Origin of the sequence: Curtobacterium ammoniigenes NBRC 101786 (assembly GCF_001571045.1) — a bacterium.
In the GTDB taxonomy this organism is placed as follows: Bacteria; Actinomycetota; Actinomycetes; order Actinomycetales; family Microbacteriaceae; genus Curtobacterium; species Curtobacterium ammoniigenes.
Genome location: NZ_BCSV01000001.1, coordinates 633,252 through 649,807, shown reverse-complemented (window position 1 = coordinate 649,807; position 16,556 = coordinate 633,252). Strand labels below are relative to the sequence as shown.

Annotated in this window: 12 protein-coding genes; 11 read left to right on the top strand and 1 reads right to left on the bottom strand. The window is 67.3% G+C overall.

Going from position 1 to position 16,556, the window contains the following annotated elements:
- Positions 1 to 110 precede the first annotated feature (110 nt).
- The 6 genes from CAM01S_RS02850 (at position 111) to CAM01S_RS02825 (ending at position 6,437) form a co-directional block, all read left to right on the top strand.
- Positions 111 to 1,760, top strand: a complete 1,650-nt coding sequence (locus tag CAM01S_RS02850; RefSeq protein ID WP_066516062.1) for a sialidase family protein — start codon at positions 111 to 113, stop codon at positions 1,758 to 1,760.
- Between the two features lie 602 nt (positions 1,761 to 2,362).
- Positions 2,363 to 2,776: a hypothetical protein gene (locus CAM01S_RS02845; RefSeq protein ID WP_066516060.1), complete on the top strand. Its 414-nt coding sequence runs from the start codon at positions 2,363 to 2,365 to the stop codon at positions 2,774 to 2,776.
- A 229-nt stretch (positions 2,777 to 3,005) separates the two neighbouring features.
- Positions 3,006 to 3,827 (top strand): hypothetical protein, encoded by an 822-nt coding sequence (locus CAM01S_RS02840; protein WP_066516059.1) that lies wholly within the window; start codon positions 3,006 to 3,008, stop codon positions 3,825 to 3,827.
- Positions 3,824 to 4,357: a hypothetical protein gene (locus tag CAM01S_RS02835; protein WP_157071370.1), complete on the top strand. Its 534-nt coding sequence runs from the start codon at positions 3,824 to 3,826 to the stop codon at positions 4,355 to 4,357. The genes CAM01S_RS02840 and CAM01S_RS02835 overlap by 4 nt, the downstream gene beginning before the upstream one ends.
- Positions 4,358 to 4,359: 2 nt before the next feature.
- The gene (locus tag CAM01S_RS02830; protein WP_066516055.1) at positions 4,360 to 5,496 is read left to right on the top strand and encodes a hypothetical protein; all 1,137 of its coding nucleotides are present in this window, start codon (positions 4,360 to 4,362) and stop codon (positions 5,494 to 5,496) included.
- Positions 5,415 to 6,437: a hypothetical protein gene (locus CAM01S_RS02825; protein WP_066516052.1), complete on the top strand. Its 1,023-nt coding sequence runs from the start codon at positions 5,415 to 5,417 to the stop codon at positions 6,435 to 6,437. Before CAM01S_RS02830 ends, CAM01S_RS02825 begins: the two co-directional genes overlap by 82 nt.
- A 403-nt stretch (positions 6,438 to 6,840) precedes the next feature.
- Here CAM01S_RS02825 and CAM01S_RS02820 read toward each other — a convergent pair whose 3' ends face one another.
- Positions 6,841 to 7,758: a hypothetical protein gene (locus CAM01S_RS02820; protein WP_157071369.1), complete on the bottom strand. Its 918-nt coding sequence runs from the start codon at positions 7,756 to 7,758 to the stop codon at positions 6,841 to 6,843.
- Positions 7,759 to 8,217: 459 nt separating this feature from the next.
- Between CAM01S_RS02820 and CAM01S_RS02815 the strand changes: the two genes are divergently transcribed.
- The 5 genes from CAM01S_RS02815 (at position 8,218) to CAM01S_RS02790 (ending at position 16,451) form a co-directional block, all read left to right on the top strand.
- Complete coding sequence (locus CAM01S_RS02815) at positions 8,218 to 9,090, top strand: hypothetical protein (protein ID WP_157071368.1); 873 nt, start codon at positions 8,218 to 8,220, stop codon at positions 9,088 to 9,090.
- A 770-nt stretch (positions 9,091 to 9,860) separates the two neighbouring features.
- Positions 9,861 to 11,312: a DUF3375 domain-containing protein gene (locus CAM01S_RS02805; protein ID WP_066516040.1), complete on the top strand. Its 1,452-nt coding sequence runs from the start codon at positions 9,861 to 9,863 to the stop codon at positions 11,310 to 11,312.
- A 107-nt stretch (positions 11,313 to 11,419) separates the two neighbouring features.
- The gene (locus CAM01S_RS02800) at positions 11,420 to 11,968 is read left to right on the top strand and encodes a DUF4194 domain-containing protein (RefSeq protein WP_245631507.1); all 549 of its coding nucleotides are present in this window, start codon (positions 11,420 to 11,422) and stop codon (positions 11,966 to 11,968) included.
- Positions 11,965 to 15,318 (top strand): ATP-binding protein, encoded by a 3,354-nt coding sequence (locus tag CAM01S_RS02795; RefSeq protein ID WP_083527666.1) that lies wholly within the window; start codon positions 11,965 to 11,967, stop codon positions 15,316 to 15,318. Before CAM01S_RS02800 ends, CAM01S_RS02795 begins: the two co-directional genes overlap by 4 nt.
- Positions 15,315 to 16,451: a Wadjet anti-phage system protein JetD domain-containing protein gene (locus CAM01S_RS02790; RefSeq protein ID WP_066516026.1), complete on the top strand. Its 1,137-nt coding sequence runs from the start codon at positions 15,315 to 15,317 to the stop codon at positions 16,449 to 16,451. Before CAM01S_RS02795 ends, CAM01S_RS02790 begins: the two co-directional genes overlap by 4 nt.
- Positions 16,452 to 16,556 lie beyond the last annotated feature (105 nt).

The following is a 16,556-nucleotide window of genomic DNA, read 5'->3' as shown; positions in this document are numbered from 1 at the left end:
GCAGGGCGCTACGCTCCGAACGCTCCACGTTATGCAACGATGCAAAATGTTCATCGGTGACCCGACACGCCTCGCACACCTTCGCAACGACGCGACTCAGGAGACTGTCCATGCAATTGTCCAGAAGAGTCAAAGCGGGCGCTCTCGCGGCCTCCGCTCTGCTGACATCCCTCGGCTTCCTCGCCGCTACTCCGATCCCAGCCTCGGCAGCGACGACGTCGGGCGGCACGCTCTACCAACCAAGCACTGCTGCTGGGTCGACCGAGGATGCGAGCTATCCGCGAGTCATCCGGCTCGAACACAACGGCAGCGCAAACGGGACGCTTTTGGCGACCTTCGATCACTCAGGATCGAGCGTACCGAAAGCCAATTTCCCGATTTACCGCTCCACGGACAACGGCGTCACCTGGACGTCATCGCCCATCAGCACCGTCACTGACACCGTGCATGGATGGGATCTCGATGGACCCACGCTCTACGAACTGCCCCAAGCGGAAGGGAACCTGCCGGCCGGCACCATCCTCGCCGCCGGCACCGCGTGGAACCGCGGTGACTACACGCAGCAGGCAATCGAAGTGTTCGTATCCACGAACCAGGGCGCCTCGTGGTCATACCGCAGCTCCTGCACCGCAGAGACCGGGATGACGAACAGCGAGGGACACGGCATCTGGGAGCCGGAGTTCGATGTGGCCGGCAACGGCGATCTGGTCTGTTACTTCTCCGACGAGCGCCCCTCGACCAACGGCTACAACCAAGTGCTAGCGCACGTTTCATCAACCGACGGCGGCGCAACGTGGGGCAGTGAGACGTACGACGTTGCGATTCAGAACGGTGTCGAACGACCGGGCATGGCGACCGTGGTCAATCTTCCAAACGGTTCCTACGCGATGACGTTCGAAGACTGCAAATCCGGCTACGACCCCGACCAGGCATGTGACGTGTACATCAAGACGACCACAAATGCGGAGTCCTGGAACCCTGGAAGCCTCGGCACACGCATTCAAACAAGCGATAACCGATTCCTGCTCCACACGCCGTACCTCACCTGGTCGCCTGCGGGAGGAGCGAACGGCACGCTGATCGCTTCCGGCCAACGCGTCGTGGCGGGCACGGACGGATCACTCACCGTTCAACCCGAGACAGGGCACGTCCTGTTCGTGAACCGAAACCTCGGCTCGGGCGCCTGGGATGAGATCACAACACCAGTCACAACCTCCCCCACCGGCGGCTACGACACCGGGGAGACCTCATGCGCTGGCTACAGTTCGCCACTGCTCGCCGACCCTTCAAGCTCAAGCTTCCTGATGCTCGCCGGCGTCCACCTATCGACCGGGAAGTGCGAGACGAACTTCGGAACCGCGACCCTCCCGAAGGCGCAGGGGCCAATCACAGGTCCCGGGAGCACCGGCAAATGCGTCGATGTCAACACGAACACGTCAACCGATGGCAATGCGGTCCAGCTCTACACCTGCGGCATCGCCAGCGGACAGCAGTGGTCGCTCGAGACCGATGGCACCATCCGCGCCTACGACAAGTGCCTCGACATCGTCGGGAACGGAACGGCGAACTACACCAAGGTTCAGCTCTGGGACTGCGATAACGCCGGTGGTCAGCAATGGATCCCGCGCAGCGACGGGTCGCTATATAACCCCCAGTCCGGGCGCTGCCTTGATGATCCTCAGGCACAGACCGCGGACGGAACGCAGCTGCAGATCTACGACTGCAACGGCCTCTTCACGCAACAATGGAACGTGCCCTAAACGGGTAGTAGGGGGGCGGCCGACCCTGACTCGACGCCCCCTACGTGGCACTGTTCCCCACGATGCCGTCTCGCATTCTCCGTCAGTGAAATCGGTAGCACCATACGAAATCGGTAGCACCATACGCGACGTGCTTGACGCCGTTCAGCGTGCTCCACGCGCAGGCGTAGACGCATGCGGGAATCCGTCGACACCACAGTCCGCCACGCTGGGGCGAAACACACCTTCCCCTCACACCCCGTGTCGCGCCGGGGTCGGGACAGCTCTAACCGAGTGAACCGGTCGGCGCCGCTCACTATCGCGCAGGAGGCCACCGGACCGCGGCACTCTCCACCGATGCAACTCATCCCGCGATCGACGAGAGGGACACGAATTCAGGGTTTCCCGGACCCTCGGCGTTCGCCGGCACGGTTTATCGACTGCAGCACGGGTGGGCGAGCCGGTTCCTGTTGTTGGCCTCAACCAGCCCGCATCCCGTGACGCGACCCCTCTGAGCTGCATACGGTTCCCCCGTGACCTCCGACCCCAACCGACCACCGGCACCTCCGCATGCCCCGCTGCCGACGGCCGAGACGGGCGCTTGTCGTCAGATCCTGCCCGCGATGAGCGGAGACGACGGTGTGGATGTGCTCGGGTTCACGCCGGAGCGTGTCAGCGGCGAGGGCGTGTTGCTTGCGACGGCGCCGCGGATGTTCGACATCACGGTGCTGGATGTGCGGAACCGGATCGTGGACCGGGACCTCTGGGCGCCGCGCCTGCTGGGGGTGCCGTGGTGGCAGTTCGTGCGCCGCCCGGTCGGGGTGCCCGGCGCCCGGTATTGGTTTCTACCCTGGCTGGAGCATGTCATCCCGGCGCTGCCGGGGCGGGCACCGGCAGCGGTGGTGAACACGTTCATGACCAGCCCGCACGTCCTGCTCCCGGTCGGCGGTCAGGGGGTGACACCGACCCGGTGGCTGGCGTGCGGTGGGGCGCCGGACCCGGTCATCAGCATTCTGCAGAACCTGGACCGGCAATGACCACCACACCAGCCGTAGTCGCGAGCGTTTGCCTCCGCAGCCGATATCTCGGCAATCGAGCTCGCCAAATTCCCCCGACCCTTCACCTTCCGCAGCGGGACGCGATCGGTCGAGTTCACCCGGTATCGACGGTTCACCCGCGCATCGCTGTTCGACATCGGCGACGTGCTGCGGTGCACGGATTCCGGGTGCGGTCCGCGCATATCGGTGGTGAAGCGAAGGAGCACCCATGACCACCAACACCACCCCCGCCGACGGCGACGACCGACCCACCACCCTGAAGCCGGACATGGACGCGAGAAATGACGATGACCGTGCGGAGCAGTTCGCAGCCGCGCAGCAGCTGCTCATGGCCGCATTCACCGACGCAATGCACGGCGGTTCGTCGTTGCAGGACGCTGTGCGGGCCGTGCAGCGGGAAGCTACCCGCGCGCTGACCATCGCAGACGCCGTCGCCGAGGGAACAGGGGTGACCGCGGTGCGGGAGGACGGAGTAGATGCTCCGTCGTCGGCATCTGGGGCCGGACCGTCCGGCGATGCGGTGCATGTCGCGGAGGAGCCGAGGCGGATGTACGTCGCGCACGGGAAGAACGAGATCCCGCTGTCCGGGTTCCAGATCGACCGTCCGTTCATGCTCGTGCCGGCGTGGGATCACCGCAACGACGCATCCGGGTGGGTGTTGTCGGGGGCGGATTTGAGCATGGCGGAGGGTGCACCGTTCGGGGACCTCTGGTACCGCAACACCACCACCGACCACGTGCAACGCGTCGAGGTCCGATGGAACAGCACCGACGCCCAACTGGAAGCAGTCCCCCTGCATCCGAATGATCCGGAGCCGGACGCCACACTCCCCGCGGACGACGCGGCGGCGCTGGCATTGGATGCGCGCACTCGGGCGGGAACGCTGCTGCGGCTCTTCGCCGAGATCGGCAGCCTCGCCGTCCCCCGGCAGGACACCATCACCGACATCCTCCGCGCATCCGGGCTCGACTTGACCTGGACCATCACCCACAACGGCAACCCCATCCCCGACAGCGAACCCACCCCATGAGCGACAACACCGACCCGAACGAGCCGAACGGCGGGAGCGAGCCAAGCGAACCATCCGGACCGAACGGGCAGCCTGGCCGGCGCGAGAACAGTCCCGAACCCTCGCCTGCGCCGTCGGAAGCGCCGATGGGGGTGCCGGTGCAGGTGTTGCGGGAGGACAGCCCGCCGGGGATCTACGAAGCGGTCAGCGGCAGCGGGAGCGTGTACCGGTTCCGGATCACCCCGGACCTGGTCGCCATGACCCGCAACCCACCGCCGTTCACCCCAACCGCATCCACGTGGGCAGCCTCCCTGTATGGGGACGGGGACGAGTTGCTGTGCCTCCTCGTCCGGCTCCAGGTCGGCCGTGACGGGGAAATCGCCTACGTCAAACCCGACCGCCTCCACTCCGACCCGACCTACACGCACACGGGTCGATTCCCGACCCGCATCCAATCCATCCACCGCCTCCACCCCCTCCCCGACCACGACCCAGACGCCGACGTCGACAGTGTCAGCGGGGAGCCTGGAGTGCCCGAGAGCTCGGAGTGAGCATGTTCGGGGACCCGGCGGGAACGGATGTGACGTGGCTGCTGCCGCTGCTGGAAGCGCAGCTGCAGCGCCGCGTCCTCCTCGGCCCCACCCTGCTCGGCGACCCCACCGGACACCGCTACCGCATCCACCACCTCCACCCGCAGCAGGACCTGCATGCCCAGCTCGCCGACGCCACCCTCACCGCACCGCCCGGCGAGACCCTGCTCGTGCTCACGGACACGGGAACGCTGCTGCCGCAGCTCGCCCGCCCCGACATGCCGGGGGTGCTGTTCGCCCTCGAGGACCAACACGCCGTGCTGACCAGCTACCACCCCAACCCGAGCGCAGCTCCGTCGGCGGAGCGGACGGTCGTGGAGTGGCACGCGTTCGAACTCGCCCGCACCTTCTTCCACCACCGCCACCCGGCCGTCGCCGAGATGCCGCTGCCGACCTTCGGCGCGGACACTCCCGACCCGCGCACCCTCGAGGCGGCGCAGCTCCTCGCCGACCACGGCCTCGTCACCATCACCGGCGAACGCCTCCGCGTCACCGACCGAGCGGCACTGCTGACATTCGCGACCCGTGACTACGGCGCGGCCGGCGGGTTGAGCAGCTTCTGGGAGCATCCCGGCTCGACGACCGCGCAACTGATGGCGCTGCTCACCACCAACGCGGTCCTCGTCTCCGGTCCCGCCGCCGCCCACCGCTACCCCACCGCCGACGCCCACGACGGCGCCCAGGATGCGGGGATTTCGGAGCCGCGGGAGCTCGTCGCCTACGCACACGCTCCCGTCGACCTCCAGTCGTACGGGTTCCGCCCCGCGCCTGCGACGCGTGCGACGGTGGAGCTGGTGTGGCCAGCGGACCCGACCATCCACCGCACCGCCGCAGCCAGTCTCGGGTGGGAGGGGCTGGTCGACCCGGTGCTCGCCCTCGCCGACACCATCCGCACCACCACCCACACCAATCTGCAGGAGCAGCTCCGAACGCGGCTCCTCCACGGCCACGACCCCCACCCAGCGCGCTCGGACGGTGCCACCGCGCAGACGAGGTTCGCAGCAGAATCAGATTCCGGATGGAACGCGGCACCGACGCGGACGCCGGGCTGGCGCGCCCACGGGCGGAACACGACGAGCCGGGATGGGGGTGGGGGTTGATGGTGCGGCTGCGGAGCCTGCACCTCACCCTCGACAGCCCCGAGGACGAATACCTCGGCATGCTCTACCTCGACGCCGACGCCTCCGCTGGTGGTGTGGCGTATGCGGACCGGTCCGGTTCCGTCCTGATCCGCATCGCCGCGTCCCCGCTCCCACCCGGCTACGTCCTGACCTACGCCGACGGCACGCCCGCTGTCGACCGGGCGGATCCGGTGGTGGTGGAAGCAGACCGGCTGATCCGCACCATCCTGCAACCCGCCGACGACGTCGCCCGCCGCGAACACGTCATCCGCCACGTCCTCACCACCCCCACCGAACCGCTCCTGCTTGAAGACCCCATCTGGCAGCGGGACTGCTGGCGCTACGTCCGCGGCGAACTCGACCGCCCCGCATTCCTCACCGCCACCCGGCAGGCCCAACACCGCCTGAGCGAGGAGGCGCCGTTCTGGCCGTTCGCCACCCAACACACCATCGCCGACACCTGGCAGCACGACAGCTATCACCGGCACGACGCGTACCTCCTCGACACCTCCATCGACGTCGCCGAGACAGCGAGCCGGCTGCACCGCACGCTCGACGACGTCGAAGCGCTCATCACGCAGCGGGAGCTGCTCGCACTCGACGTCGGCGCCCGGACCCGCATCCCCACCTGGCAACTCCACCCCCACTCCGCAGAGGACAGCGACGAGGAAGCCGACAGCGGGGACGCCACCGGCCCGCGGTGGGAGCTGCTGCCCGGGCTGCCCGTGCTCCTCGCCGCGATGCCAGCCTCTTGGGCCGACACCGCCGGCAGCACCAACTTCATGACCACCCCCAACCTGGCACTCGCCGACGAACCGTCCGGACCCATGGAGCTGCGGCACCCGGTGTCGCCGGTCGAGTGGATCACCACCGGGAGACCCCTCGCCGATGTCATCCGGCTGCTCCGCACGCAGCCGTGAACCGCATCCACACCCCGCACACCCCCGTTGCCATCCGCGCTTCGCGCGGCTGGCCGCATGGACCTCGCTCAGCACACTCCGGGAGGACGACTAAGATGCCGTTGCTCGAACTCGCTCCGCCCACCCGGCCAATGCCGGAGGAGCATCCGGGCACCCTTCTGCTGCCCTCCCGGGAACCGGCAGCAGCGGAGGAGATCCTGATCTACCGCGACGACCACACCGACTTCCAATGGGTCCACATCGACAGCATCGCCGACGCGGAACACCTCGTCCGAGACCGCACACCCCGGAACCCGTGGATCACCATCGTCCGAGAGACCAACCGCAACGCCGAAACAGGATCCCTCCGCGCGACCGCAGCCACGACCCCTCCCCAAACAGCCACATCCGCGCATGAACCCCGTCAGCGCGACAACGACGACCAGTGCTGGTATCGGAGGGCGTCGCCGGTGGAGTACCACCACGTGGACAGCACGGATGACGGTGTCGCATTCGGCCGGGGCATCGGCGCAACCCACACCCCCGTGACCTCCGCAGGAAGGGTAGGAGCGGGGAGATCCGCGTTCCGCGGGTCGCGGGCCGCCGCGTCCCATGCGGCGTGGAGCAGTGGACCCCGGTCGAGCCAGACGAACAGTTCAGCGCGGCCACCGGATGCGGCAGCAAGTTTCGAACGGTTATCCCGCTTCATCAACTCAACGTTCACCGCTGCAGTGATATCGCCCGGCGTGGCTGCGGGGAACACCGAGGACATGACAACCGTGAGTCGTCCACGATCCGCGTCATCAGCGGGCGGATATGCGGACAGGGCGCTCAGCCCGAGGTTGAACAGCTTCCCCCGGAGCGGATCCCGAGTGACAGCGTCGAGCATGGATGGCTCCGTCGAGTCGGCAGCGAGAACGTGAACAGGGAAGCGATCGTGCTGACGGATCTCCTGCTCGAGCTCCCCAAGAAGACCGTCCAGCGCACCCCACAGCGGTTTCAGCCGCGCTCCGGATCGCACATGCATCACCCATTCGAAGTCCGAACCCGGCACGGAGCGACGATCGCGCAGATCACCACCGAACGCACCCGTGCGCCTCCGCAGCTCCTTCATCGACGCTTCAGAACCGCCGTCTGCAACTGAGGTCACTTCCAGCAGCCCGCAGCGCTCGCCCGCGGCGTCCATCAGCGCAAAGTCAGCACGCCCAGGCTTTCCCCCTTCCTGGTTCCGATCCCATCCACACACCGTCCCACCCGTCGCGGTCAAGACAATCAGCGCCGCCAATTCCTCCGGATCGCTCCACACTCGCATCTGCGTACCGTCGCCAACCTGCTCGATCATGGGGGGATTCGACCACGACCCACCGTCAACGATGACTGCGGAAAGAACTTTCTGAGCATGCAGCCAAGGCTTCGCACAAGCCGGACCGAGTTCCAACGGCCAGGCTCCGAGTGCGAAGCCGTCCGTCGAGAGGTAACGCGGCGAGTAGGAATCGACTGCGGCTGCCGTGTAGTCGGCGTACGCGAATGGACCATAGCCCGCGGTGAACATGGGCCCGTAGCCGGGGAAGGGTTCGGGAACGTGTTGACCGCTCGTGTCGCCCCTTTCGTGAATGATGAGCGCATGATGTGGTGCGACCTCGATGACATGGACGACCTGTTCTGCCCGCACGGACGTGGTCCGGAGGAACGAGCCGCGAAGGAAGCGCACCGTGCGTTGGTGGCGTCCGCGATGCTGCGAGTCTCGCCCCGGGGGATGGCGCACTTCGATGGCTGTCATCACAAAGGCGACGACCCGGACATGAGCAGATGGGCGGACCTCGATATCCCGGACGCTTGGGAACGACTCGGAAACGGAGAACGCCTCCCCGCGACTGGAGGCGGAAACCCCTTGCTGGTCGCAACTGATCGCTGCCAAGCCTGCGTGGCCCACGACGGCCCGTGGATCGGGAGCGGCCGCTCCGTGCAGACGCCCGCGCTGCCCGTTCGCGCGGATGAGGGTGCTGTCTTCGGGAGCGCGGGCGACGCGAATCCGAGTTCCGCCGCCGAGCCTGGCCGGGCCGTGGAGGAATGGATCCAGCCGCCGCCGCGAGGAGCGGTGGACGGGACAGCACGGTTCCGCGGACTGGACGCGACCGTCGCGGACTTCTGGCGGTTTGCGCTCTCGGACCTGCGGATGAACAACGCTCGCGGGTATCTCGCGGAGTTCCTCGTCGCCCAAGCGGTCGGACTCGGCGACGCTGCCCGAATCGAATGGGACGCATACGACCTCCTCGTCGATGAGCGGATCCGAGTCGAAGTGAAATCGTCCGCGTACTTGCAGGCGTGGGAACAGCGCGCGCTCTCGCGCATCGAGTTCAGCGGCCTCCGCGGCACCCGTTACCACCCGCGACACGGACACGACCCTGCCGGCAGGCAGCTGAACGCACACGTCTACGTGTTCGCCGTGCAAACCGCTACACGCCACGACCAATACGACCCGCTCGACATTAGCCAGTGGGACTTCTTCGTCCTCGGCAGAAGCGCACTCGACGACGCAGCCGTTGGAAAGAGCATCGGCCTGCCAACACTGCGACGCCTCGCCGGCGAACCCGTCCCGTGGGCCGAACTTCGACAAGCGATCCTCCGCCACAGCATCGGACAGACCGTCCCCGACGACCACTGGTGGGAGTGAGCGGAGGCGATACGCAGCCCCATCCGCTTCGACGGGAAGGGACTCTTCTCGCGCTCCGCACGGAAGAGACGCTTCTCGCGCTTGGTCAAGGAGAGCGGGGACTCGCGCGGAAGGCTCTTCTCACCCCCGTTCGATAACGGATTCTTCCCGCACCTGATCCCGAGGGGACTCTTCTCGCGCTCCATCCTCAGGGGACTCTTCTCGCGCTCCATCCCGAAGGGACTCTTCTCGCGCGCCATGAAGCGCTCCAGGTTTGATGCCGCATCCTTTTGATTTGAAGGATGTCAGTCATGCCCAAGAAGATCGATCCCGCGCTCCGGGAGCGGGCCGTGCGGCTGGTGCGTGAGCACCGGTCCGAGTATCCATCGTTGACGGCCGCGTCCGCGGCCGTTGCCGAGCTGATCCGTCAACGCGGCCCCTGGCGGACCGTCGACAAGTCGAGCTCGCCACGCTCGAGTACGTGTGGGGTGGAACAACTCCCGCCTCCACTGCCCGCGCCGGACAAACAACCCGATAAGAACGAAGGCCAGGCGATTCATCCTTGCAGCAGGCGACTCGGGGCGACCAACGACGTCAGCGGTTGCACACGTTTCACTCCTTGCACCGGTTGCGGTCCCCACTTCGCGTCCCCCTGGAGGCCTGCCCTGAGCCGCCCCAATACTGGTGACCGTTGAACCGAGCACGCCCGCGCTGGCCCCAGTACAGGGCATCGCGCACGTGAGGGACGACATCCCGAGAGCAATGTCGCCGGCCTGCACCAGAATGATGGCGTGCCCGCCGTCGCCCAAGCACTCCAACTCGCGCACGTCGCTGAGCGAGACGCTGCGTGGCGCCTTCTGCGCGCCGACAACGCCCCGCTGATCGCTGGCCTCCTGGGCGTGCATTTGGGCGGTGATGAGCGCCGTATCGGCGCCGAAGAGCTCTACGAGCGCCTCGATGCCGACCTTGAGCGCCTGCGTGTGCAAGGTTTCGTCCTGCCGCTCAGCGCAAAGGGCTATTGCAGCGAATGGCGCTCCGCCGGCTTCCTGGTGCGGCGCCCATCGTCCGAGGCGCGCGGCGAGACACTCGAGCTCTCGCCAGACGCGATCGCGGCGATCCGATTCCTGCAGGCCCGCGCGGCCCCTCGCTCGAGCGTCACCGAGTCGCGGCTCGCGAGCCTCGCTGCGCAGTTGCGCCGCCTGGCAATCGACACCGACCCCGATGTGAGTACCCGCATCGCTCTTCTCGAAGAAGAGATCGAGCGGGTCAAACAGCGCATCTCCAAGTTGCGTTCTGGCGAGGAGGCCGCACTTGACGGGGATCGAGCGCTCGAGCAGGTGCGCGACCTGCTCGCCCAGGCCGCCGATGTACCAGACGACTTCGCACGCGTACGTGCCGAATTTGAGGCGCTCAACGCCTCGTTGCGGGCGAAGATCGTCGAGTCGGATGCCTCACAAGCCGCGGTGGTCGATGAGGTATTTCGCGGGATCGACCACATCTCCGACTCCGATGCGGGCCGCAGCTTCGCGGCGTTCTCGCAGCTCGTACTCGACCCCGCGCTCGGCGCGGCCTTCGAGGCAGACATCCGCCGGATTCTCGACCGAAGGTTCGCACACACGCTCTCTCCCGACGAACGACGTGCGTTGCGTTCGTTCCTCACGACGCTGAAGGGCCGCAGCGCCGAAATCCACGACGTCATCACCCTGTTCGCCCGAGCACTGCGCCGCTATGTGCAATCGCAGGATTATCAGCGCGACCGGGTCCTGCGGACGCTGCTGCGCGAGGCGCAGCACGCCGGTGTCGTGGCGGCCGCGCACACCCGACCGTGGCATCCCGTCGGCGTCGCGCTCGATCTCTCAGCGGTCTCGATGTCAAGCGCGGGAGCGCTCGAGTTGCACGATCCTGCCGAGTTCGCGGCGACCGCTGAGGTGCCGATACAGGAGACCGAGACCGCGAACATCAAGGAACTGCGCGCCCTTGCTCGCGAAACCGAAATCGACTTCGACGAGCTTACCCGCAACGTCAACGACGTACTCTCCGAACTTCGAAGCTGCACCGTGGCAGATGTGCTCGACCGACACCCCGCGACCCAGGGTGTGGGCAGCGTCGTCGGCCTTCTCGCACTAGCCGCGGACCAGGGCACCATCGACGACGAGCCTGAAGTGCTCCGCTGGCGCGGAGTCGACGAGGTCGATCGCACCGCCGTGGTCGCCGCTCATCGATTCACCGGAGCGGTTGTATGACCGAGACTCCACTGGACGGCTCAGCCGAGGAGACGACGAACACGAGCCTCTGGCCGACCGACACCGGCGCGCTGCCCGATCGGGCGCGTCGGGTACTGCTGCGCCTGGTGCGCGGCCCGTATCTTTCCGGGGCCCGCGAGGCCCAGCTGTGGTCCGTGTTGCTGAGCGATCAGGACGTCATCCGTTCCCGCCTGGCCGACCTCTTCCTCGAACTCGTCCTCGACCCCGACAACGAATTCGCGTTCGTGCGCAACGCTCCTGCGGAAGGCGCGCCCCGCGCGGTCCGCTCCGAGCCGCTGACGTTCCTCGATACCGCGATGCTGCTGGTGCTGCGCCAAACCCTGCTCAGTGAGGAAGGGGGCGGGCGCGTCATCGTCGGGCAAGCCGAGGTCTTCGAGCAGCTCGCCGTGTTCCGCACCGCCGATCGGGACGAGAAGGACTTCACGAGCCGGGTCAGCTCGTCGTGGCACAAGATGCAGAACAAGCTGCGCGTGCTGCACCCCGTCGGCGAAGATCGCGCCGAAATCTCCCCCGTGCTGCGGCTCTTGGTCGACGCCGATCAGGTGCGCGCCATCACCGCTGAGTACCAGCGCATCGCACGCGAAGGCGCGGGAGAGCCGAGCGACGCGCGCGAGATTCAGGGGGCAGACGAATGACGATGCTGTTCTCCAACGACGAGATCCAGTCCGATTCGAGCCACGTCGGCCAGTGGCGGCTCGCCCGCATCGAGCTCGTCAACTGGGGAACGTTCTCGGGCGCTGTCGCGGTGGACGTGGCACGTCTTGGCCATCTGTTCACCGGCGCGTCCGGTTCTGGGAAATCCTCGCTGCTCGACGCGATCGCGGCCGTGCTCACGCCCGACCGCTGGCTGAAGCTGAACGCGGCCGCGCAGGACGGCGCCTCGCGGCAGGGTGACCGCACGCTCATGAGCTATGTGCGCGGAGCCTGGACCAAAGAGGCCGACGAGCGCGCGGACCGGGCCACGACGACGTACCTGCGCCCGCGCGCGACCTGGAGTGGAATCCTGCTGCGCTACGAGAATCTCGCGGACGAGCCGGTCACGCTCGCGCGGGTCTTCCACGCCCCGGGCACGCGCACCGACAGCTCCGCGCTCAAAGACGCGCGCCTGTTCCTGCGCGGCGAGCTGGAGTTGCTTTCCCTCAAGCCGCATGTCGAGAACGGCATCGACGCGCGTCGGATGACGACGGCATTGCCGAGCGCGCTCATCACGACGAGCGGCAAACACGGCCGCTTCCACGAGCGCGTCACCCGCCAGTTCGGCTTCCGCGGCGATACGACCCTGCAATTGCTGCACAAGACCCAGTCCGCGAAGAACCTCGGCACACTCGACGCCCTGTTCCGCGGCTTCATGCTCGATCTGCCCGGCACCTTCGCGCGCTCTGATAATGCGGTGGAGCAGTTCACCGAGCTTGACCGCGCGCATGCGCACGTCGTTGATCTGCGGCGCCAGGCAGACGCGCTGGGTCGGGTCGATGCCTCGATCACGGCATTCGACGCGGCATCCGCCATCGAGGCAGACGCCACCCGGCTGCGCGACGCCGTCGAGCCCTACACCGCAACATTCAAGCTGAACCTCGCCCGCGAGGCGCTTGCCCCGGCTCGCGCTACGCTGGCTCGCGCCGCCGCCGCGTTGCGCGAAGCAGAGCGCACACAGCAGCTAGCGTCCGACGCGCTCGAGACGGCCCGCGCTCGGGTACGCGATGAAGGCGGCGCGCGCGTCGAGTTGCTGCAGGCGCAGGTCGACACCGCGGAGGCCGATCAGAACGCGGTCGCCACTCGGCTGGCGGAGCTCACTCGCGATCTCGACAGCATCGGTGCCCCGGCTCCGAGCGACGCCGCACAGTTCGCCGAGCTGGTGGCGAGCGCCATAGCCGAGGGGGCACACCCGATTGCGGCCCTCGACTATAAGATCCAAGATGCCGCGAGTGAAGCGCGGCGCACTCTCGAGCAGCTCGACGCGCAGCTGAAGGCCCTGCGAGACCACCGCAGCAACCTCGACCCTCGGCTGCTCAGCGCCCGAAGATATCTCGCCCAGTCGCTGTCCGTTCCCGAGACAACCCTGCCCTTCGCCGCCGAGCTGGTCTCTGTGATTCCCGACCACGCCGAGTGGCGGGGGGCGATCGAGAGGGTGCTCACGCCGTTCGCGCCGACCCTGCTCGTGCCCGATGCGCATCTCGCCGCAGTCCGACGCGCCGCCGATTCCCGGCATCTCGGCGTCCGCCTGGTGATGGAAGCGGTGCCAGTCTCGGTCGAGGAGCCTCGGCGGCCTCGAGACCCGCGCTCTCTCGTGCACCGCGTCGCCGTCGCCGACGGGTGGGCGGCGGCATACGTGCGCCGGCGCATCGCGACCGAATACGACTACGCGTGCGTGGCGAACCCCGATGAGTTCGACGACATCGACCGTGGCGTCACGGTCACGGGGCTAGTCAAGCGCGCAGCCCGACGCTATGAGAAAGACGACCGTTCAGCGGTGACGGATGCCACGCGGTGGGTTCTCGGCGGCGATATCGACGCCCGCCTTGAAGCGCTGCTCGTCCTGCGACGGCAGGCCGAAGCGGCTCAGCTGACAACGGCAGAAGTCGTCGCTCGCGCGAGCGTCGAGCGGGACGCATTGATCACGCGGCGAACCGTATTCCTGCGAGTAGCGCACCTCACCTGGGATCAGGTCGATGTCGCATCCGCTGAGCGCGTGACTGAGGCACGTCGCGGCGAGCTGCACAAGCTTACCTCGGGGTCCGCGACCCTGCGCGAAGCCCAGCAGGCGCAGGAGCTCGCCGCCGAGCAGTGCAGAGTGGCGGAGAGCGAGGTCAAGCGCGCACAGGGCGACGAGGCCATCGCCGGCAAGGCCGTCGAGCTGGTGCAGGCCAGCATCGATGAGCTCGAGGCGGCCAGGGTCGAGCCGGTCTCTGCAGAGCTGGCAGAGGATTTGGGAGCCCGGTTCCGCGCTGAGCGGCGCTCTCTCTCGCTTGAGACCGTCGACGCCGTCGCCCGGGTCGTCCTGAGCAAGCTCTCGCATGAGAAGGATGCCGCGGGCAGACGCGTGCGCGATGCCGAGGCAGCATTCGCCGGCCGCGCAGCAGAGTTCCGCTCGAGGTGGCCCGCCGTAGCGAGCGAACTGACGATCGAGATCGCCGATCGAAACGGATATCGCGAGCTGCTCAAGGGGATTCTCGAGCGCGGACTCCCGGACAAGGTCGGCGAATTCCGGCGCCTGCTGCGCGAGCGCTCGCGTGATGTCGTCGCGCATCTCCTGGGGGACCTGCGCGACGCGCCCGGGCTGATCCGTGAGCGCATCCTGCCGGTGAACGCATCGCTCGGCCGCTCACCGTTCGAAGGTGCGGACACCTTCCTCGAGATCGATGTGAAGACACGACGCTCGGTGGAGGTCGAGGAGTTCCTCGCCGAGCTGCGCCGCATTGTCGAGGGCAACTGGGCCGACGAATCAGAGAGGGGTGCCGAGCAGCGCTTTGAAGTGCTGCAGCGGGTGATCGGCCGGCTCGGGTCGAAGGACCGGGTAGACCTGGACTGGCGCACGCGCGTGCTGGACACGCGACTGCACGTGAGCTTCCTCGCGCGTGAGAAGAACTCCGCCCGCCGGGTCTTGCGGGTATACGACTCGGCGGAAGGGCTCTCTGGCGGGCAGCGGCAGAAGCTCGTGATCTTCTGCCTAGCGGCGGCTCTGCGCTACCAGCTCACAGAAGAAGAGGACGATGTGCCGAAATATGGGTCGATCGTTCTCGACGAGGCCTTCGACAAGGCGGACAGCCGCTACACGCGCAATGCGATGGAGGTCTTCCGCGCGTTCGGATTCCACATGATCCTCGCCACGCCGCAGAAGCTGCTGCAGACGCTCGAGCCGTACGTCGGCGCGATCACCTCCATCTCGAACCCGGATCGCCGGGCCTCGCGCCTTGCGAACGTCGTCTTCGACGTCGCCGACGCGAGCCCGAGGCCGCATGCGGCGGAAGCGGAGACGCGCGCGTGAGTGGAGCATCACCCGTCGACGTCGAGGAGTTGCGCCGACGGGCACGACGGCTCTTCGAACGCGACAGCCGCGGCTGGGCGGCAACGGGGCAGCGCGACATCATCCTCGACGCGCCGCTACACCCGCCGACAGAGCGCGCCGCGCTCTCGGACCTCGATCACGCGCAAATCTGGGTCGCGACGTGGCGAAAGGCCGAGGCATCCGGCGATATCGCGCTGTCATGGACGACCCGCCACTGGCCTCGAGTCGGCTCGCAGGCGGTTCCGGAGCGTGCCGAGGTGCACGGCGCCGACGCCATCGCCAGGGTCGCCGGAGCCGAGGACGAGTGGACCGTTCTACGAGCGCGTCTCGACCAGCTCCGCATCGGATCCGGAACGCATCCCAGCACCGAGCTCATTGCCGTGCTGCAGGCCCAGGCTCGTGTCATCGCGGCGCTCGACGCGACCGACTTCGAACGACTCGTGCAGGTTCTCGCCTGGCTGGGTGAGAACCCGTCATCGGGACTCCGGCTGCGGGAGCTGCCCATCCGCGGCATCCACACCAAATGGATCGAGGTGCGCCGCCGTCTCGTTGAATCGCTGCACGCCGCGATGACGGGCAACATCGGCCTCGGCCTTCGCGAGCCGTCTCCTTTGATCCGCATGCGCTATCTCGACCCCGCCCTGCAACCTGGCCCATTGCGCGACGTCACAGCACCGGTCGAGCAGCTCGCCGCACTACCACTGCGCACGGCGCGAATCTTCGTGCTTGAGAACCTGACGACGATGCTCGCACTGCCCGACTCCCGCGGCGCCGTGGTGCTCGACGGCGGTGGTCGGCGAGTAGACCTGGTCGCGCGCCTACCGTGGGCGCAAGAAGTCATCTACTGGGGCGATCTCGACTCGCACGGCTTCTCGATCTTGCACCAACTCCGCGCCCACGGAGTGGACGCAACCGCAGCTCTCATGGATACCGAGACTCTCCTTGAGCACCGCGATCTGTGGGGAACGGACAGCGACCCGGACACGGGCGTTCTGCCACTCTTGACCCCCGCCGAGCAGGCAACGCTGCGAAGGCTCGGAGCAGAGGGCAATGTGCGGCTCGAACAAGAGCGAATCCCCTGGGACTACGCGATCCCGCGCCTCGGCATCTGATCCGCGCGTGAATACCGGGTCGAGCAACGATGCGACGAGCGAGACCTGGTCATCGACGTTCTCCTCGCACCGCCTGGAGCTTCTCCTTGCGCCGCGATTCAGCCC